The 18,944-nt window shown below is 55.5% G+C and carries 18 protein-coding genes; all 18 read right to left on the reverse strand.

The window, feature by feature from the left end; genetic code table 11:
• Positions 1-9 precede the first annotated feature (9 nt).
• Positions 10-537, reverse strand: a complete 528-nt coding sequence (gene pal, locus LZU96_RS14130; RefSeq protein WP_031374834.1) for a peptidoglycan-associated lipoprotein Pal — start codon at positions 535-537, stop codon at positions 10-12.
• Positions 538-588: 51 nt separating this feature from the next.
• Positions 589-1,884, reverse strand: coding sequence for a Tol-Pal system beta propeller repeat protein TolB (tolB, locus tag LZU96_RS14135; protein WP_233984881.1), 1,296 nt, complete (start codon positions 1,882-1,884; stop codon positions 589-591).
• Positions 1,885-1,999: 115 nt separating this feature from the next.
• The gene (gene tolA, locus LZU96_RS14140; protein ID WP_233984882.1) at positions 2,000-3,289 is read right to left on the reverse strand and encodes a cell envelope integrity protein TolA; all 1,290 of its coding nucleotides are present in this window, start codon (positions 3,287-3,289) and stop codon (positions 2,000-2,002) included.
• Between the two features lie 27 nt (positions 3,290-3,316).
• On the reverse strand, positions 3,317-3,745 hold the full coding sequence (gene tolR / locus LZU96_RS14145) for a colicin uptake protein TolR (RefSeq protein WP_010260764.1): 429 nt from the start codon (positions 3,743-3,745) through the stop codon (positions 3,317-3,319).
• A 13-nt stretch (positions 3,746-3,758) separates the two neighbouring features.
• Positions 3,759-4,445, reverse strand: a complete 687-nt coding sequence (tolQ, locus tag LZU96_RS14150) for a Tol-Pal system protein TolQ (protein ID WP_031374831.1) — start codon at positions 4,443-4,445, stop codon at positions 3,759-3,761.
• Positions 4,442-4,846 (reverse strand): tol-pal system-associated acyl-CoA thioesterase, encoded by a 405-nt coding sequence (ybgC, locus tag LZU96_RS14155; protein ID WP_031374830.1) that lies wholly within the window; start codon positions 4,844-4,846, stop codon positions 4,442-4,444. Before ybgC ends, tolQ begins: the two co-directional genes overlap by 4 nt.
• Positions 4,847-5,024: 178 nt before the next feature.
• Positions 5,025-5,318: a cyd operon protein YbgE gene (gene ybgE / locus LZU96_RS14160; RefSeq protein ID WP_233984883.1), complete on the reverse strand. Its 294-nt coding sequence runs from the start codon at positions 5,316-5,318 to the stop codon at positions 5,025-5,027.
• Entirely contained in the window at positions 5,318-5,422 is a 105-nt protein-coding gene (gene cydX / locus LZU96_RS14165; RefSeq protein ID WP_094119676.1) for a cytochrome bd-I oxidase subunit CydX, read from the reverse strand. Before cydX ends, ybgE begins: the two co-directional genes overlap by 1 nt.
• Positions 5,423-5,437: 15 nt before the next feature.
• Entirely contained in the window at positions 5,438-6,577 is a 1,140-nt protein-coding gene (gene cydB, locus LZU96_RS14170) for a cytochrome d ubiquinol oxidase subunit II (RefSeq protein WP_233984884.1), read from the reverse strand.
• Between the two features lie 11 nt (positions 6,578-6,588).
• A complete protein-coding gene (gene cydA, locus LZU96_RS14175) occupies positions 6,589-8,160 on the reverse strand; it encodes a cytochrome ubiquinol oxidase subunit I (RefSeq protein WP_233984885.1) in 1,572 nt (523 codons plus the stop codon).
• Positions 8,161-8,737: 577 nt separating this feature from the next.
• A complete protein-coding gene (sucD, locus tag LZU96_RS14180; RefSeq protein WP_021508535.1) occupies positions 8,738-9,613 on the reverse strand; it encodes a succinate--CoA ligase subunit alpha in 876 nt (291 codons plus the stop codon).
• A complete protein-coding gene (sucC, locus tag LZU96_RS14185; protein WP_046288453.1) occupies positions 9,613-10,779 on the reverse strand; it encodes an ADP-forming succinate--CoA ligase subunit beta in 1,167 nt (388 codons plus the stop codon). Before sucC ends, sucD begins: the two co-directional genes overlap by 1 nt.
• Positions 10,780-10,849: 70 nt before the next feature.
• Positions 10,850-12,070 carry a 2-oxoglutarate dehydrogenase complex dihydrolipoyllysine-residue succinyltransferase gene (gene odhB, locus LZU96_RS14190; RefSeq protein WP_233984886.1) on the reverse strand — a complete coding sequence of 407 codons (1,221 nt, stop codon included), beginning with the start codon at positions 12,068-12,070 and terminating at the stop codon, positions 10,850-10,852.
• Between the two features lie 15 nt (positions 12,071-12,085).
• A complete protein-coding gene (gene sucA, locus LZU96_RS14195) occupies positions 12,086-14,893 on the reverse strand; it encodes a 2-oxoglutarate dehydrogenase E1 component (protein WP_233984887.1) in 2,808 nt (935 codons plus the stop codon).
• A gap of 205 nt (positions 14,894-15,098) precedes the next feature.
• Positions 15,099-15,815, reverse strand: a complete 717-nt coding sequence (locus LZU96_RS14200; RefSeq protein WP_233988207.1) for a succinate dehydrogenase iron-sulfur subunit — start codon at positions 15,813-15,815, stop codon at positions 15,099-15,101.
• A 14-nt stretch (positions 15,816-15,829) separates the two neighbouring features.
• Positions 15,830-17,596 carry a succinate dehydrogenase flavoprotein subunit gene (gene sdhA, locus LZU96_RS14205; RefSeq protein ID WP_233984888.1) on the reverse strand — a complete coding sequence of 589 codons (1,767 nt, stop codon included), beginning with the start codon at positions 17,594-17,596 and terminating at the stop codon, positions 15,830-15,832.
• Positions 17,597-17,944 (reverse strand): succinate dehydrogenase membrane anchor subunit, encoded by a 348-nt coding sequence (gene sdhD / locus LZU96_RS14210; protein ID WP_233984889.1) that lies wholly within the window; start codon positions 17,942-17,944, stop codon positions 17,597-17,599.
• Positions 17,938-18,327 (reverse strand): succinate dehydrogenase cytochrome b556 subunit, encoded by a 390-nt coding sequence (sdhC, locus tag LZU96_RS14215; RefSeq protein WP_046288454.1) that lies wholly within the window; start codon positions 18,325-18,327, stop codon positions 17,938-17,940. Before sdhC ends, sdhD begins: the two co-directional genes overlap by 7 nt.
• Positions 18,328-18,944: the final 617 nt, after the last annotated feature.

The following is an 18,944-nucleotide window of genomic DNA, read 5'->3' on the forward strand; positions in this document are numbered from 1 at the left end:
GTGATTCTCTTAGTAGACCAGTACGGCACGACGGTTTTTAGAGTAAGCCGCTTCGTCATGACCCAGAACCGCTGGCTTCTCTTTACCGTAAGAAACGATAGACATCTGATCGGCAGAAACGCCTTTGCCTTGCAGATACATTTTCACTGCGCTGGCGCGACGTTCGCCCAGGGCGATGTTGTATTCCGGCGTACCGCGCTCATCCGCGTGACCTTCAATGGTCACTTTGTAAGATGGGTTGCTACGCAGGAAGGCAGCATGCTGATCCAGCATCTGAGCGTAATCAGACTGAACGTCATATTTGTCCAGACCGAAGTAGACGATGTTGTTCTGCTGCAGCTGCTGCATCTGCAGACGCGCCTGCTCGTCAGAAGACATGTTGCCGCCGTTGCCGTTCATGCCAGAATTTGCACCGTAAGCGCCATCAGCGCCCATGCCAGTCTGGTCATTGTTGTTGTTTTTGTGTGAGCTACAAGCCGCTACTGCCAGAACCGGCAGAGCCAGCATCAAACCCTTCAGCACTTTGTTCAGTTGCATTTCAAAAATCCCATTATTGTTTATTGTTTGTGATGTCTGTTAAGTCAGACATTACAGATACGGCGACCAGGCAGGAAATTTTACCTGTCCATCAGTTGCCGGAAGACGCGCTTTGAAACGGCCGTCGGTTGAAACCAGCTGCAGCACGGAACCCATCCCCTGAGTAGAGCTATAGATTACCATTGTGCCGTTCGGTGCCAGGCTCGGCGTTTCATCCAGGAACGTGTCCGTTAACGTTTGAACGGCTCCCGTTTCCAGATCCTGTTTGGCGACGTGTTGAGCACCGCCACTGGTGCTAATCATCACCATTGATTTACCATCGGTAGCCACATCCGCATCCTGGTTCTGACCGCCTTCCCAGGTAATACGCTGTGGCGTGCCACCGTTGAGACCCACTTTATAAATCTGCGGCGCACCCGCCTGATCCGAGGTATAAGCCAGCGTCTGGCTATCCGGGAACCAGGTCGGTTCGGTGCTGTTATAACGGCCATCGGTCACCTGACGGGTCTGACCGGACGCCAGATCCATGACGTAGAGGTTGAGGCTGCCGGTTTTAGACAGGGCAAAAGCCAGTTTTGAGCCATCTGGTGAGAACGCCGGCGCACCGTTGTGACGTGGATAAGAGGCGACCTGGCGCACAGCACCGTTGGAGAGCGTCTGCACTACCAGCGCTGACTTGCCGCTTTCAAAGGTCACGTAAGCCACTTTGCTGCCATCTGGCGACCAGGCGGGTGACATCAGCGGCTGCGGCGAGCGGTGTACCACAAACTGGTTGTAGCCATCGTAATCCGCCACGCGCAGTTCATATGGGAACTGACCGCCGTTGGTCTGCACCACATAGGCGATACGGGTGCGGAAAGCGCCTTTAATGCCGGTCAGCTTCTGAAAGGTTTCGTCACTGGCGGTGTGCGCCGCATAGCGCAGCCACTGTTTGGTCACCTTGAAGGAGTTCTGTGCCAGCACGGTTCCTGGCGCGCCGCCGGTATCGACGAGCTGATAAGAGACCTGATAGCTGCCATCCGGGTTAGACTGCACCTGACCCACAACGACGGAATCAATGCCCAGCGCGCTCCAGGCAGCAGGCTGAACTTCCTGCGCGCTGGTTGGCTGCTGTGGCAGACGTGAGCGATCAAGCGGATTAAATTTACCGCTGTTGCGCAGGTCAGCCGCCACAATGCCACCGATATCTTCTGGCGCGGCGCCAGCACCGGCCCATTTAAACGGGACCACGCCAATCGGGCGTGCGGTATTCACACCCTGGGTGATCTCAATACGAACTTCTGCATGCAGCACGGCTGCCCACAGCAGGATAAAAAAGCCTAACGTAACGCGAAGAGCTTGCTTCATTTTATCTCCCTTATCTGAACCTCAGTCCACGATAATTGGCACTGTTCCTGGAAACCATGAGTACGACTTAATTACGGCAAGCTAACCTTAGATCAACTTGCCGTCAGATACTGCATTATTGCGGTTTAAAACGCATTGGGGCGTTTTTAAACACTTCGTAGACCGCCTGTGAAGGTGGCTTCGGTATACGTGCCTGTCTGGCGGCAGCAATCGCGGCCTGACAGAGCGCGGGATCGCCACCCTCTGACTTAACATCAATCAACAATCCATCAGGCGCAAGTTTAATCCGCAAATCACAGGTTTTTCCGCGATAGAGATCCGCATCATAGAATCGACTTTGAATTGCACTGACAACCTGGCCCATGTAGGAGTTAATCTCCGCTCCTGAGGCACCCGCTTTCTTCTGATTTCCCTGACCTGCTGCGCCGCCAGAAGTGCCACTTTTCGGCGCATTTTTACCGGAGGCGAGTCCGCCTAGCAGGTCATCAACATCGCTGTCGTTGGCGGCATCTGCAGCGGCTTTGGCCTTCGCATCGGCTTTCGCTTTGGCTGCGGCGTCAGCTTTTGCTTTGGCGGCTGCATCCGCTTTCGCTTTCGCAGCGGCTTCCGCTTTCTCTTTAGCTGCGTCCGCTTTGGCTTTGGCGGCGGCTTCTGCTTTCTCTTTAGCGGCTTCGGCTTTCGCTTTCGCGGCTTCAGCCGCCTTTTCTTTGGCTTCTTCAGCCGCTTTAGCTTTCGCATCGGCCGCAGCTTTCGCTTTAGCTTCTGCAGCGGCTTTCGCCTCAGCTTCCGACTTCGCTTTGGCTTCGGCTACGGCTTTTTCTTTGGCTGCCGCGGCCGCGGCCGCTTTAGCCTGCTGATCGGCCTGTTTCTTCGCCTCTGCGGCAGCCTGTTTGGCCTGTTCAGCAGCGGCTTTCGCCTGCGCATCCGCCTGAGCTTTTGCGTCCGCTTTCGCTTTCGCTGCAGCCGCTTCAGCGGTTTTTTGTTGCTCCTGCGCTTGCTTCGCTGCCTCTTCTGCCGCTTTTTGCTGTTCGGCCTGCTGCTTCGCCTGCTGTCTGGCGTTTTCCTGCGCTTCCAGCCGCTCTTTCTCCAGCGCTTTCAGACGCTGCTGCTCAGCGGCCTGTTTCTGTTGCAACTCTTCAGCCTGCTGCTGCGCCTGCTTTTTACGCTGCTGTTCAGCGCGCTGGCTGTCGCTCTGCTGGTTCTGCTGACGGTTGTATTGACTCACTACCGCACCGGGATCGACCATCACAGCATCAATATCGCTGCCGCCGCCACCGGCACTGCTGGCGTCAATGTGCTCATTAAACGAGCTCCATATCAGCAGCGCGATCAGCACGATGTGCAGAATCACCGAAATGATTATCGCGCGCTTTAACTTCTCGTTTTGCTCGGTTGCCTTCGACACACTCGGTTCCCAAAAAACGGTTCGATTTTAAATCGGCTGCGTCATCAAACCGACAGATTTAACACCCGCCTGGTGCAGCAGGTTGAGCGCTTTAATAATTTCGTCGTAAGGCACTTCTTTCGCGCCCCCGATCAAAAAGACGGTCTTTGGATTCGCTTCCAGTCGACGCTGCGCTTCGCTGATAACCTGCTCCGGTGGCAACTGATCCATACGATCGTGATCGACCACCAGACTGTACTGACCGACACCCGCCACTTCGACAATCACCGGCGGGTTATCGTCACTGGCGACGGTTTTCGAATCGGTGGCATCAGGCAGGTCCACTTCTACGCTCTGGGTAATAATGGGCGCCGTCGCCATGAAGATCAGCAACAGCACCAACAGGACGTCCAGTAGCGGAACGATGTTGATTTCCGACTTCAGGTCGCGGCGTTTGCGACCACGTACTCTGGCCATCATTAACCTCTATTTACTTAGCGCTATCGCTGGAGAAAGCCTGGCGATGCAGAATGGCGGTGAACTCTTCCATAAAGTTGTCATAGCCCTGCTCCAGTTTGTTCACGCGCTGGTTCAGTCGGTTATAGGCCATCACCGCCGGGATCGCCGCAAACAGACCGATCGCCGTGGCGATCAGCGCTTCAGCAATACCTGGTGCAACCATTTGCAGAGTCGCCTGCTTCACCGCGCCCAGCGCGATAAAGGCGTGCATGATTCCCCAGACGGTACCAAACAGACCGATATAGGGACTGATGGAACCGACGGTGCCGAGGAAAGGAATGTGGTTTTCCAGCGCCTCCAGCTCACGGTTCATCGAGATGCGCATTGCACGACTTGCGCCCTCAATGACGGCTTCAGGCGCGTGGTTATTCGCGCGATGCAGACGGGCAAACTCTTTGAAGCCGGAGTAGAAAATCTGCTCCGACCCGGCGAGTTCATCACGGCGACCCTGGCTCTCCTGATAGAGACGAGAGAGTTCGATACCGGACCAGAACTTGTCTTCAAACGCCTCCGCTTCCCGCCCCGCCGCGTTGAGAATACGCGTACGCTGAATAATGATCGCCCAGGAGGCAATCGAAAAGCCGATCAAAATCAACATGATAAGTTTGACCAGAAGGCTCGCCTTCAGGAACAAATCAAGAATGTTCATGTCAGTCACTGCTTGAACTCCGCGACAATAGACTTGGGAAGCGCAATCGGCTTCATCAGATGTGGGTTAATGCAGGCAATCAGGACCTCTGCCTCATTGAGCACTTTGCCTTCAGCATTCACGATACGCTGGGTAAACGTCATAGTCGCCCGGGTCATTGATGTCACTTCACTCTGGATTTCCAGAAGGTCATCAAGACGCGCTGCGGCCAGATAGTCCACCGTCATGCGCCGCACCACAAAAGCGACCTGCTGTTCTAACAGCGTCTGCTGATTGAAATGGTGCTGACGCAACATTTCGGTACGTGCTCGTTCATAAAAAGCGATATAGCTGGCGTGATAAACCACGCCACCGGCATCAGTATCTTCGTAATAGACCCGAACCGGCCAGCGAAACAGCGTTGTACTCACTCTATATCCCGGCCTCGTTTTAAACGTTGCTACTATACGCAAGACAAATCGGGTTTGGAATGGGTCGCCAGAGCCAGGCGAAAATAATTATCGCACCGAAACAAACGGAACGATTTCAGGGAGATTTCTTGACCGGACGCTGACAAAAACTCACTCACAGCGTCGATATGGCGGGAGATTAAGCGTAAAAGCGATAAAGCGCGATAAACAGCACCCCCATTGCCGGTAAGGGAGAAAACAGCGCCTGCCATCGGGTATGTTGTGGCCGGAAACCGACGCCGTGGATCACGCCACAGCAGATCGCCCAAATCAGCACCACCGCCTGCAGTGCAGGCAGCCGGCCTGCGTGGTCGGCAAAGCGCGTCGGGTCCCACAGCACGCCGCCAGCCGTCACCAGCGCCAGCAGCAGTGAAAGGGCCCGTAACGGGCCCTTATCCATCAGACCATAGAGCATCTGAATCACGGTACGCATCAGTGTGTCTCATCCTGCGCATCGACATGCTCAATCGCCAGTGCGGTGACGATACCAAAGGCACAGGCCAGCAAGGTGCCAAGAATCCAGGCAAAATACCACATGCGTCGTCTCCTTAATCAGTAGAGTGAGTGACTGTTGCTTTCAATGTGCTCTTTAGTGATGCGACCGAACATCTTCCAGTAACACCAGCTGGTGTAGGCAAGAATGATCGGTACGAAAATCACCGCGGCGACGGTCATAATTTTCAGGGTGAGCAGACTGGAGGTGGCATCCCACATCGTCAGGCTCATTCCCGGCACCGTGCTGGATGGCATGATGAACGGGAACATCGCGATACCGGCGGTCATGATGACGCAGGCCAGCGTCAGGGAAGAGAACAGGAACGCCCACGCGCCCTTCTCAACCCGTGAGCAGAGGATGGTCAGCAGCGGCAGCACAGTACCCAGCACCGGGAACAGCCACAGCACAGGATGATTCTGGAAGTTGACCATCCAGGCACCCGCTTCGCGCACCACGGTTTTACCCAATGGGTTAGAGGCAGCGAAGTGATCGATGGTGCTGGTGACTACGTAGCCATCAATCCCATATTTGACCCAGACGCCCGCCAGTACGAAGCAGACCATCATCACCAGCGCCGCCAGTTGTGCCGCAGTGCGTGACCGCAGATGCAGTTCACCGGTGGTGCGCATCTGCAGGTAGGTCGCGCCCTGCGCCAGAATCATCGCGACGCTGACCACGCCCGCCAGCAGGCCAAACGGATTCAGCAGCTGGAAGAAGTTACCGGTATAGAACAGGCGCAGATACTCATCAGCATGGAACGGTACGCCCTGCAACAGGTTACCGAACGCCACGCCAATCACCAGCGGTGGCACGAAGCTGCCGATGAAGATGCCCCAGTCCCAGGCACCGCGCCAGCGGTTGTCTTCAATCTTCGAGCGGTAATCGAAACCCACCGGACGGAAGAACAGCGAGGCGAGCACCAGAATCATCGCCACATAGAAGCCGGAAAACGCGGCGGCATAGACCATCGGCCAGGCAGCAAACAGCGCGCCGCCCGCCGTGATCAGCCACACCTGATTGCCATCCCAGTGCGGCGCAATCGAGTTAATCATGATGCGGCGTTCGGTATCGTTGCGGCCCAGAATGCGCGTCAGCATACCGACGCCCATATCAAAGCCATCCGCGACCGCAAAGCCAATCAGCAGGACGCCTATCAGCAGCCACCAGACAAAGCGCAGTACTTCATAATCAAACATGATCCTTCTCCTTATCCCTGCACCGGCTGGGTGATCGCCGTGATCTGTTCATGATGGTAACGCCCGGTTTTCAGGCTGCTCGGCCCGAGGCGGGCAAATTTAAACATCAGGTACATCTCAGCTATCAGGAACAGCGTGTAGAGGCCGCAGATCAGGATCATGGAGAACAGCAGATCGCCCGTGGTCAGCGACGAGTTGGCGACCGCGGTCGGCAGCACTTCACCGATCGCCCACGGCTGACGACCATATTCGGCCACAAACCAGCCCGATTCGATGGCAATCCACGGCAGCGGGATACCAAACAGCGCCGCTTTCAGTAACCAGCGATTCTTACCGATGCGGTTACGGATCACGCTCCAGAACGCCAGGGTCATCACACCCAGCAGCAGCACGCCGCAAAGAACCATGATGCGGAAGGCGAAGTAAAGCGGAGCCACGCGCGGGATGGAATCCTGCGTCGCCTGCTGAATCTGTGCTTCGGTCGCATCCGCCACGTTGTCGGTATAGCGCTTCAGCAGCAGACCATAACCAAGATCCTGTTTATGGGCGTTGAACGCATCGCGTACTGCCGGGTCTTGGCTGCCGCCACGCAGTTCATTCAGCAAGGCGTAGGCTTTCATGCCGTTACGGATACGCACTTCATGCTGCGCCATCAGATCTTTCAGACCGGTCACTGGCGTGTCGGTGGATCGGGTCGCGATCAGGCCGAGCAGCCACGGGATTTGAATGGCATATTTGTTTTCGCGGGTTTCCTGATCCGGCAGGCCAAACAGGGTAAATGACGCAGGCGCGGGCTGGGTTTCCCATTCCGCTTCAATCGCTGCCAGCTTGGTTTTCTGCACGTCGCCCATCTCATAACCGGACTCATCACCCAGCACGATTACCGACAGTATCGCCGCCATGCCAAAGCTGGCCGCAATGGCGAACGAGCGTTTAGCAAAGGCGAAGTCACGCCCTTTCAGCATGTACCAGGCGCTGATGCCCATAATGAACATCGCACCGGTGGTGTAACCGGCTGCCACGGTATGAACGAATTTCACCTGCGCAACCGGGTTCAGCACCAGCTCAGAGAAGCTGACCATCTCCATACGCATGGTTTCGAAGTTGAACTCAGAAGCGATGGGATTCTGCATCCAGCCGTTGGCCACCAGAATCCACAGCGCAGACATGTTTGAGCCAAGCGCCACCAGCCAGGTCACCGCCAGATGCTGCACTTTGCCCAGCCGATCCCAGCCAAAAAAGAACAGACCGACAAAGGTGGATTCGAGGAAGAACGCCATCAGGCCTTCAATGGCGAGCGGCGCACCGAAAATATCGCCGACGTAGTGAGAATAATAGGACCAGTTGGTGCCGAACTGAAATTCCATCGTCAGACCGGTAGCCACACCCAGCGCAAAGTTAATACCAAATAACTTGCCCCAGAATTTAGTCATATCTTTATAAATTTGTTTACCGCTCAGGACGTAAACCGTTTCCATGATCGCCAGCAAAAACGCCATACCCAGCGTTAAAGGCACGAACAGAAAATGGTACATCGCCGTTAAGGCAAACTGTAACCGCGACAGCTCGACGATATCTAACATAATGACTCCTTGCTCCTCGCATTATCTCGTTACGCGCGCGTCAGCGGCGCGCGTAATCTGAGTCAGGAACGACTGTTTATTAATTCCAGTTTTTTTATACCCGGCGGAACCGGTAAATGAGCTGCCCGATGCTGGCAAATAACGGGTAAAGCAGCCCTGAGTGTCAACGCAGCGCTATCTTCAACGTAAGCAGAAACAACAGAAAAGAGGGTGTCATCCCCGGTCAGAGCAAACGTTTGAAAGTTTGTGTAAAAGGCTGGATTGATGCAGCGCAATTTACGCCTTTAACGCTGCGCTTTGCCAGCGGAATAGTTGGTTATAACTTGCCGATAATTGATCTGGATTAACGCAATAAGTTTCCAGATATGTTCAGGTAGGTTTCTTGTTATCAGGATGTCATCGTCGCGCTGAATATTATTTAAAAAAGGTTACCTTTGATCTATTTAATTAACGTTGGCGGTTTTTAGAGGATGATTCAGCGCGGTATCCGGCCCAGCCGCACCAAGCTCTGGCGGCCGTTTAACCGCATAAAAAAAGCCACCCGCATGAGGTGGCTTTTTTGTCGGAACGGTCCGGCTTATTTCGCTGGCAGTACCGCTTTCACGGCATCACCAATGTCAGCCAGGCTGCGAACGGTTTTCACGCCCGCTGCTTCCAGCGCCGCAAACTTCTCGTCAGCGGTGCCTTTACCACCGGCAATGATGGCGCCCGCATGGCCCATACGCTTGCCTTTAGGTGCCGTCACACCCGCGATGTAACCAACAACCGGTTTGGTGACGTGCTCTTTGATGAACGCCGCCGCTTCTTCTTCCGCGCTGCCACCGATCTCACCGATCATCACGATCGCTTCGGTCTGTGGATCGTCCTGGAACATTTTCAGGATGTCGATGAAGTTAGAACCTGGGATCGGGTCGCCGCCGATGCCGACGCAGGTCGACTGGCCGTAACCGATGTCCGTGGTCTGCTTAACCGCTTCATAGGTTAGTGTCCCTGAACGTGACACGATGCCGACGCGGCCCGGCTGGTGAATGTGGCCCGGCATGATGCCGATTTTGCATTCGCCTGGGGTGATCACGCCTGGGCAGTTTGGACCGATCATCCGCACGCCTGCTTCATCCAGCTTCACTTTCACCGTCAGCATATCCAGCGTCGGGATACCTTCGGTGATGGTGATGATCAGTTTAATGCCCGCATCGATCGCTTCGAGGATGCCATCTTTACAGAACGGTGCCGGTACGTAGATGACGGTGGCGGTTGCGCCGGTCGCTTCTACGGCTTCGCGCACGGTATTGAACACCGGCAGACCAAGGTGCGTGGTGCCGCCTTTGCCTGGCGTCACGCCGCCAACCAGTTGGGTGCCGTAAGCCAGCGCCTGCTCAGAATGGAAAGTCCCCTGGCCACCGGTGAAACCCTGGCAAATGACTTTGGTGTTTTTGTCGATCAGAATGGACATTATTTACCCTCCGCGGCAGCAACAACACGCTGTGCGGCGTCTGTCAGGCTGGTTGCTGCAATGATGTTCAGACCGCTGTCCGCCAGTTTCTGGGCGCCCAGCTCGGCGTTGTTACCTTCCAGGCGTACCACGACTGGTACGTTAACACCCACTTCAGCCACTGCGCCGATGATGCCGTCGGCAATCAGGTCGCAGCGTACGATACCGCCGAAGATGTTAACAAACACGGCTTTCACCGCATCGTCAGACAGGATGATTTTGAAGGCTTCTGTGACGCGCTCTTTGGTTGCGCCGCCGCCGACATCAAGGAAGTTGGCTGGCTGACCGCCGTGGTGCTTAACGATGTCCATGGTACCCATCGCCAGACCTGCGCCGTTCACCATACAACCGATGTTGCCTTCCAGCGCAACATAGTTCAGTTCCCACTGTGTCGCATGGGCTTCACGCGGATCTTCCTGGCTTGGATCGCGCATTTCGCGCAGTTCTGGCTGACGGAACAGGGCATTGCCATCGGCGCCCAGTTTGCCATCCAGGCAGATCAGATCGCCCTGCTTAGTGATCACCAGCGGGTTGATCTCAACCATCGCCAGATCGCGCTCCAGGAACAGCGTCGCCAGACCCATAAAGATCTTGGTGAACTGACCCACCAGCTTACCGGACAAGCCCAGTTTGAATGCCAGCTCACGGCCCTGATAAGGCTGTGGACCGGTCAGGGGATCAAGCGCCATTTTGTGGATCAGGTGCGGGGTCTCTTCCGCCACTTTTTCGATTTCCACGCCGCCTTCGGTTGAGGCCATGAAGATCACGCGACGCGTTGCACGATCGACCACCGCACCCAGGTAAAGCTCCTGATCGATGTCGGTCGCTGCTTCAACCAGAATCTGGTTGACCGGCTGGCCATTGGCGTCTGTCTGGTAGGTCACCAGGCGTTTGCCCAGCCAGTTTTCAGCAAAGGCACGGATCTCTTCTTTGCTGTTAACCACTTTCACACCGCCCGCTTTACCGCGGCCACCGGCATGAACCTGACATTTTACTACCCACGGGCCTGCGCCAATTTTCGAGGCTGCTTCTTCCGCTTCACGTGGTGTAGTACAGGCGTAACCGGTCGGTGCTGGCATGCCATACCGTGCAAACAGTTGTTTCGCCTGGTATTCGTGTAAGTTCATGATGTTCTATCCATTCAGGTCTGAAAAGAGTAAAGAGGTTGGGCGCGCGGCGAGGCGCGCCCGATGAAAATCAGACATCCAGCAGCAGGCGCGCCGGGTCTTCCAGCATCTCTTTCACCGCAACCAGGTAGCCGACAGATTCACGGCCATCGATCAGACGGTGATCGTAGGAGAGCGCCAGATACATCATTGGCAGCACCACCACCTGACCATTGACCGCCATCGGACGATCTTTGATGGCGTGCATACCGAGGATGGCACTCTGTGGCGGGTTGATGATCGGTGTAGACATCAGGGAACCGAACACACCGCCGTTGGTGATGGTGAAGTTACCGCCGGTCAGATCCTCAACCGTCAGCTTGCCGTCACGGCCTTTCACCGCCAGTTCTTTAATTTTCTTCTCGATGTCAGCCATGCTCAGTGCATCAACATCGCGCAGCACTGGCGTGACCAGACCGCGTGGCGTCGAGACGGCAATGCTGACGTCGAAGTAGTTGTGGTAAACCACATCTTCGCCATCGATGGAGGCATTCACTTCCGGATAGCGTTTCAGCGCTTCAACAACCGCTTTAATGTAGAACGACATGAAGCCCAGACGCACGCCGTGACGCTTCTCGAACGCCTCACCATACTGCTTACGCAGATCCATGATTGGCTTCATGTTGATTTCGTTGAAGGTGGTCAGCATCGCAGTGCTGTTCTTCGCTTCCAGCAGACGTTCAGCCACGCGCTTACGCAGACGGGTCATCGGCACGCGTTTTTCGCTGCGGTTTGCCACAGCAGGCTGCGGCGCGCTGTCAGCGGCAGGTGCAGCGGCTTTCGGCGCAGCAGGCTTGTTGGCCAGATGTTTTTCAACATCTTCACGGGTCAGACGACCACCAACACCGCTGCCTTTGATCTGCGAAGCGTCGAGGTTATGTTCCGCGATCAGACGGCGAATGGCCGGGCTGAGCGCATCATTGCTCTCTTCTTCCAGGGAGGCGGTCTGACGCTGAGCCGGAGTCGACTCTTTGCTTTCAGACTTCGCGCTGCTCTCTTTACCGCCGCTGTTGCCCTCTTTCAGACGGCCCAGGATCTGGCGTGAAGTGACGGTTGCGCCCTCATCTTCCAGCACGGCTTCTAAGATACCGTCAGCGGATGCCGGCACTTCCAGCACCACTTTGTCAGTTTCAATTTCAACCAGCACTTCATCGCGAGTCACTGCATCGCCTGGTTTTTTGTGCCAGGTTGCCACGGAGGCATCGGCAACCGATTCAGGCAGGTCGGGAACGAGAATATCTACGCTACTCATTATCTTTCCTTTTAATTAATTAACGTTCAGCGCGTCATTAACCAGGTCTTGCTGCTGTTTTTGGTGTACGGACATGTAACCCACGGCCGGTGAAGCGGATGCCGGACGGCCTGCATAACGCAAGGTGGCGCCAAACGGCACGACTTCGCGGAAATGGTGCTGACTGCAGTACCATGCACCCTGATTCAGTGGCTCTTCCTGACACCAGACAAAATCCTGCACGTGGGAATACGCTTTTAAAGCTTCCTGTACCGCTTGATGCGGGAACGGATAGAGCTGCTCGATGCGCACGATAGCCACATCGGTCTGCTCATTTTTACGGCGCTGTTCCAGCAGGTCGTAATAGACTTTACCGGAGCACAACACCACGCGTTTCACGCCCTGCGGATCGAGATCGTCGATTTCGCCAATCGCCGGTTTGAAGCTGCCGTTAGCCAGTTCATCCAGCGTGGAGATCGCCAGCGGATGACGCAGCAGCGATTTCGGTGACATCACAATCAGTGGACGACGCATTCCGCGCAGCGCCTGACGACGCAGCATGTGATAAACCTGCGCTGGCGTAGACGGCACGCAGACCTGCATGTTCTGCTCAGCGCAGAGTTGCAGATAGCGCTCAAGGCGTGCTGAGGAGTGCTCAGGACCCTGACCTTCATAGCCGTGCGGCAGCAGCATCACCAGGCCACACATCCGGCCCCATTTCTGCTCACCGGAGCTGATGAACTGGTCGATCACCACCTGGGCACCGTTGGCGAAGTCACCAAACTGCGCTTCCCAGATGGTCAGGATACGCGGTTCTGCAGTGGCATAACCATATTCAAACGCCAGCACCGCCTCTTCTGACAGCACGGAGTCCCAGACTTTGAACTGGCCCTGACCACTGTGCACATGGTGCAGCGGGGTATAGGTTGAGCCGTTCGCCTGGTTGTGGACCACTGCGTGACGGTGGAAGAAGGTACCGCGACCGGTATCTTCGCCCGACAGGCGAACCGGGATACCTTCATCTACCAGCGTGGCATAGGCCAGGTTTTCCGCGCCGCCCCAGTCAAAGGCTTTTTCACCTTCGGCCATCAGTCGGCGATCGTTGTAGATCTTGGCGACGCGTGACTGGACTTCTACCTCTTCCGGCACCTGGCTGATACGCAGCGCCAGTTCCTTCAGACGTTTCATGTCGACCTGGGCCGGATATGGCTCATCCCACTCGTGGTTGAGGTAAGGCGACCAGGTAAAGGAGTGCAGGCTCATCGGACGCCATTCCGGCACCACGCATTCGCCGGCATCCAGCGCATCGCGGTAGAGATTGACCATCTCGGTCGCATCTTCCTGAGTGGCTACCCCTTCGCTCTCCAGACGGTCAGCGTAGATTTTACGCGGCGTCGGATGCTTTTTGATTTTCTGGTACATCAGCGGCTGGGTCGCACTCGGCTCATCGGCTTCGTTGTGACCATGACGGCGATAGCAGACCAGATCGATAAACACATCACGTTTAAAGGTGTTGCGATAATCGAGCGCCAGACGGGTAACAAACGCCACCGCTTCCGGATCATCCGCATTGACGTGGAAAATCGGTGCCAGCACCATTTTGCCGATGTCGGTGCAATAAGGCGTTGAGCGCGCATCTTTCGGGTTGGAGGTGGTGAAGCCAACCTGGTTGTTGATCACGATGCGAACGGTACCGCCCACTTCGTAACCGCGCGCCTGGGACATGTTCAGGGTTTCCTGCACCACGCCCTGGCCGATCACAGCGGCATCACCGTGAATGGTGATCGGTAACACTTTGTTGCTGCTTGGCTCTTCCAGACGATCCAGACGGGCACGCACTGACCCCATCACCACCGGGCTGACGATCTCCAGGTGCGATGGGTTAAACGCCAGCGCCAGGTGGACCAGGCCGCCTTCGGTTTCGACGTCAGACGAGAAGCCCATGTGGTACTTCACGTCACCGGTACCGAGGTGCTCTTTATGCTTACCGGCGAACTCGTCGAACAGATCCTGCGGCTTTTTACCCAGCACGTTGATCAGAACGTTGAGACGACCACGGTGCGCCATACCCAGTACCACTTCACGGGTACCGCTTTTACCGGCATGGCGAATCATTTCGCGCAGCATCGGCACCAGCGCATCGCCGCCTTCCAGCGAGAAGCGTTTGGCGCCCGGGAATTTAGCCCCGAGATATTTTTCCAGACCTTCTGCCGCGGTCAGCTCTTTCAGGAAACCTTTTTTCTCTTCGCTGCTGAATGACGCATGGCCCACCGCCGATTCAAGACGCTGCTGAATCCAGCGTTTCTCGTCGGTGTTATTGATGTGCATATACTCCGCACCAATCGAGCCACAGTAAGTCTGGGTCAGCGCCTCGAACAGATCGGCCAGCTTCATGGTCTCTTTGCCGATGGCAAACGAACCTACGTTAAAGCTTTCCTGAAAATCGGCGTCGGTCAGATCGTGAAAAGCCGGGTCCAGATCGGCAACCCGATCCTGCTTCCACAGGCCGAGCGGATCGAGATTGGCGTGCTGATGGCCGCGGAAACGGAACGCGTTAATCAGCTGCAGCACTTTCACTTGCTTGGAGTTGGTTTCTGGATCGGAGACAGATGAGGTGTAACGAGATGCGTCTTTCGCCAGGCGACGGAAGTACTCACGTGTGGTGGAGTGAAACTGCTCAGGTTTCATTCCGGTGCCCGGTAACTGTTGGAACATCGAGCGCCACACTGCATCGACAGAGTCAGGATCGGTCAGGAAATCCTCATAGAGTTGCTCTATGTAAGACTGGTTCGCGCCGGCCAGCCAGGAGGAGTCCAGCCAGGGCTTCATCGCGCTGTTCTGCATTGTGATCCCTTAAGCATTGCTATGCTTTTTTGAGGTTTCATTTGTTGCCGCTTTCGCGGTTTGCCGTAGTGAGTTCAGCGATACGAGCACTGTGCGCAGCGCGCGCGTGGCCCGTAAGGGAACCTTTGTAAACGTAGTACCAGACCGCGCTTACAGAGGCTTCCGTAAACCACCGGGAACCTGAGGTTCCCGGATGGTGTGGTGCTTATGCCCCGCGTTGCAGCAGCATCGACTTAATGTGGCCGATGGCGCGCGTCGGGTTCAGCCCTTTCGGGCATACGCTCACACAGTTCATAATGCTGTGACAGCGGAATACACTGAAAGCGTCGTTCAGATTGTCGAGACGCGCATCGGTTTCGGTGTCGCGGCTGTCGATCAGGAAGCGGTACGCGGCCAGCAGGCCAGCAGGTCCGATAAACTTCTCCGGATTCCACCAGAACGATGGGCATGAGGTTGAACAACAGGCACAGAGAATACATTCGTATAATCCGTCCAGATGCTCGCGCTCATCCGGCGATTGCAGATGCTCGCGTGCCGGCGGATTTTCCCCATTATTCAACAGGAAAGGCTTAATTTTCTCATATTGTGCATAAAACTGGCTCATGTCTACCACCAGGTCACGCACCACCGGTAAACCGGGCAGCGGACGGATAACAATTTTCTGTTTACCGTTGCCTAACGCCGAGACTGGCGTGATACAGGCCAGACCGTTTTTACCGTTCATGTTGAGGCCGTCAGAGCCGCACACACCTTCACGGCAGGAGCGACGAAACGCCAGCGTCGGATCTTTCTCTTTCAGACGGATCAGCGCATCCAGCAACATCATGTCGCGACCATCTTCCGCTTCCAGGCTGTACTCCTGCATCCGCGGTTTGTCATCGACCTCTGGATTGTAGCGATAAATTGAAAACTCGAGTCTCATCATCGTCTCCGAAATTAGTAGGTACGCACTTTCGGCGGGAAGGCCGCGCGCAGTTTCGGCTGCATGTTCACCTCACGGCGCGTCATGCTCTCGGTTTCCGGGACATAAAGACTGTGGCACAGCCAGTTTTCATCATCACGATCCGGGAAGTCGAAGCGACTATGTGCACCGCGGCTCTCGGTGCGATAGTTAGCCGCCACCGCCGTGGCAAACGCCGTCTCCATCAGGTTATCCAGTTCCAGACACTCAATACGCTGGGTGTTGAAGTCCGGTGAGCGATCATCCAGACGCGCCGATTTCAGGCGTTCACGAATCACTTTCAGCTCTTCCAGGCCCTGCGCCATGGCATCGCCTTCACGGAAGACCGAGAAGTTATTCTGCATGCAACGCTGCAGTGCTTTACGAATCTCAACCGGGTCTTCACCGGTGGTGTTGTTTTCCCAGCGGTTGAAGCGCGCCATCGCCGCATCAATTTCATCTTCAGAGGCATCACGCAGATCGCCCTGCTCCTGAATGCTTTCCAGCAGATGCAGACCGGCCGCACGGCCAAAGACCACCAGGTCGAGCAGCGAGTTGCCGCCCAGTCGGTTGGCACCGTGAACCGATACGCAGGCGATTTCGCCCACCGCAAACAGCCCTGGAATCACCACGTCTTCGCCCTGCTCATTCACCCGCAGTGCCTGTCCGGTCACTTTGGTTGGAATGCCGCCCATCATGTAGTGACAGGTCGGAATTACCGGGATCGGCTCTTTAATCGGGTCAGCATGAGCAAAGGTGCGCGACAGCTCAAGAATGCCTGGCAGACGTGACTCCAGCACCTCTTTACCCAGGTGATCGAGCTTCAGTTTAATGTGCGGGCCCCACGGACCATCGCAGCCGCGACCTTCACGGATTTCGATCATCATCGAGCGCGCAACTACGTCACGGCCCGCCAGATCTTTGGCATTCGGCGCATAACGCTCCATGAAGCGCTCGCCATGTTTATTCAGCAGATAACCGCCTTCACCACGGCAGCCTTCGGTCACCAGCACACCAGCGCCGGCGATGCCGGTTGGGTGGAACTGCCACATCTCCATATCCTGCACCGGTACGCCGGCGCGCAGCGCCATGCCGACACCGTCACCGGTGTTGATGTGCGCATTGGTGGTGGACTGGTAGATACGCCCCGCGCCGCCAGTGGCCAGCACGGTAGCTTTGGCTTTGAAGTAAACGGTTTCACCGGTTTCGATACAAATCGCGGTACAGCCAACCACGGCGCCGTCGGCATTTTTCACCAGATCCAGCGCATACCACTCAGAAAAGATAGTGGTCTTATTTTTCAGGTTCTGCTGGTAGAGCGTGTGCAGCAGGGCGTGACCGGTACGGTCCGCTGCCGCCGCGGTACGTGCCGCCTGCTCGCCGCCGAAGTTCTTCGACTGACCACCAAACGGACGCTGATAGACACGGCCATCATCCAGACGCGAGAACGGCAGACCCATGTGCTCCAGCTCCAGAATCGCTTCCGGGCCGGTTTTACACATATATTCAATCGCGTCCTGGTCACCGATATAGTCGGAGCCTTTGACGGTGTCGTACATGTGCCATTCCCAGTTATCTTCATGGGTATTACCCAGCGCGACGGTAATACCGCCCTGCGCAGATACGGTGTGGGAACGGGTCGGGAAAACTTTGGATAACAGGGCACAGCTCTGGCCGGCCTGGGAGATTTGCAGTGCGGCTCGCATTCCTGCGCCACCTGCGCCGATCACCACGGCATCAAACTCTCTGATTGGCAAACTCATTTACACACCCCACACCACAACAAATCCATAGATCGCATACCACAACAGCGCCACCACAATCACAAACTGCAACAACAGACGGGTTGCCAGTGGTTTGACGTAGTCAGTCAACACCTGCCACATACCGATCCAGCCGTGGATCAGAATGGAAAACAGCGTCAGCAGGGTGAACACTTTGGTGAATGCGGAAGCGAAGAAGCCACGCCACAGCTCATACGTCAGCGTGTCTGTCATCACCACAAAACCGAGGATATAGACGATGTAGAGCGTAATCAGAATTGACGTTGCCCGCAGCAGCAGCCAGTCCTGAATGCCGTTGCGACCCAACGCGGATGCATTGCTTACCATACGAGGACTCCCGCCAGAATTGCCAGCACGACAGTGATCACAAAAGTCATATAAGCCGAACGTTTACCCACCTGCAGGGTTTCAGCCAGATAACCAAAATCCATCAACATATGACGAATCCCGCTCACCGCGTGATAGGCCAGCGCCGTTAAAATGCCCCACATGATGAACTTCGCGAAGAAGCCATCCATGATGGTTGCAGCGTGCTGGAAACCTTCCGGAGAGGAGAGAGAGAGACCGAGCAGCCACAGCAGGATGCCAAGGGCAACCAATGTGATTACGCCGGAGACGCGGTGAAGAATGGACGATATTGCAGTAACGGGAAACCGGATCGTCGAGAGATCCAAGTTGACAGGTCTTTGTTTTTTCACGGTTTTGCCCACACAGCTCTTTTTTATTTTGCTTCCTCCGGACCTGAGGCGGAGTCTAATCACAACGCGTGGCAGACTTTAACCGTCACCAAAAAAGCAACATCCAGTGTTAATTGACGCGGTAGAAACGCTGGGTGGCTCCTGGTGTCAGGGTGTTCCGGAGACCTGGCTGGAGTATAGGAGGATCACATTCTGATTACAATTCCCCTACAAACTCTTTGGTAAATTTTAGGTGGAACAGTGATCCTACTCACGATTTTCACAAATGATACAATTTTAATTATCTGATTTGACAATAGTTCAACAATTCAGTTACAAACTAACGCTACAAATTCCTATGATGCACAAAAGTTATGGGGATACACTTTCCCCTAAGCGCAAGTTATGTAACATTGCGAACGTAAGCATTAAAAAGCATCAGGTTATTGGTTACCAAGAAGTTATGTCCTGACCGGATCTTTAACAACCGCGATATGCAGCATGTCCATGGCTCTACGGTTCCTGCTGGGAACGCGCCTCTCACTCTGTACCCTGCACCAGCTATAAGACAGCAGAGTGATGCTGTGAAGTTTTGCCAACCGCAACATGAACGCGTTTCAGGTGTCTAAAGATCTTTACCTGCCTAAGGC

Origin of the sequence: Pantoea agglomerans (assembly GCF_021397715.1) — a bacterium.
Lineage (GTDB): Bacteria > Pseudomonadota > Gammaproteobacteria > Enterobacterales > Enterobacteriaceae > Pantoea > Pantoea astica.

Excerpts from the sequence above, each read along its gene's own strand:
- sucC (WP_046288453.1), bottom strand. The coding sequence starts at position 10,779 with ATGAACTTACACGAATACCAGGCGAAACAACTGTTTGCACGGTATGGC.
- odhB (WP_233984886.1), bottom strand. The coding sequence starts at position 12,070 with ATGAGTAGCGTAGATATTCTCGTTCCCGACCTGCCTGAATCGGTTGCC.
- cydX (WP_094119676.1), bottom strand. The coding sequence starts at position 5,422 with ATGTGGTATTTTGCCTGGATTCTTGGCACCTTGCTGGCCTGTGCCTTT.
- sucA (WP_233984887.1), bottom strand. The coding sequence starts at position 14,893 with ATGCAGAACAGCGCGATGAAGCCCTGGCTGGACTCCTCCTGGCTGGCC.
- tolB (WP_233984881.1), bottom strand. The coding sequence starts at position 1,884 with ATGAAGCAAGCTCTTCGCGTTACGTTAGGCTTTTTTATCCTGCTGTGG.
- pal (WP_031374834.1), bottom strand. The coding sequence starts at position 537 with ATGCAACTGAACAAAGTGCTGAAGGGTTTGATGCTGGCTCTGCCGGTT.
- sdhD (WP_233984889.1), bottom strand. The coding sequence starts at position 17,944 with ATGGTAAGCAATGCATCCGCGTTGGGTCGCAACGGCATTCAGGACTGG.
- sucD (WP_021508535.1), bottom strand. The coding sequence starts at position 9,613 with ATGTCCATTCTGATCGACAAAAACACCAAAGTCATTTGCCAGGGTTTC.
- sdhA (WP_233984888.1), bottom strand. The coding sequence starts at position 17,596 with ATGAGTTTGCCAATCAGAGAGTTTGATGCCGTGGTGATCGGCGCAGGT.
- cydA (WP_233984885.1), bottom strand. The coding sequence starts at position 8,160 with ATGTTAGATATCGTCGAGCTGTCGCGGTTACAGTTTGCCTTAACGGCG.
- LZU96_RS14200 (WP_233988207.1), bottom strand. The coding sequence starts at position 15,815 with ATGAGACTCGAGTTTTCAATTTATCGCTACAATCCAGAGGTCGATGAC.
- ybgE (WP_233984883.1), bottom strand. The coding sequence starts at position 5,318 with ATGCGTACCGTGATTCAGATGCTCTATGGTCTGATGGATAAGGGCCCG.
- tolR (WP_010260764.1), bottom strand. The coding sequence starts at position 3,745 with ATGGCCAGAGTACGTGGTCGCAAACGCCGCGACCTGAAGTCGGAAATC.
- cydB (WP_233984884.1), bottom strand. The coding sequence starts at position 6,577 with ATGTTTGATTATGAAGTACTGCGCTTTGTCTGGTGGCTGCTGATAGGC.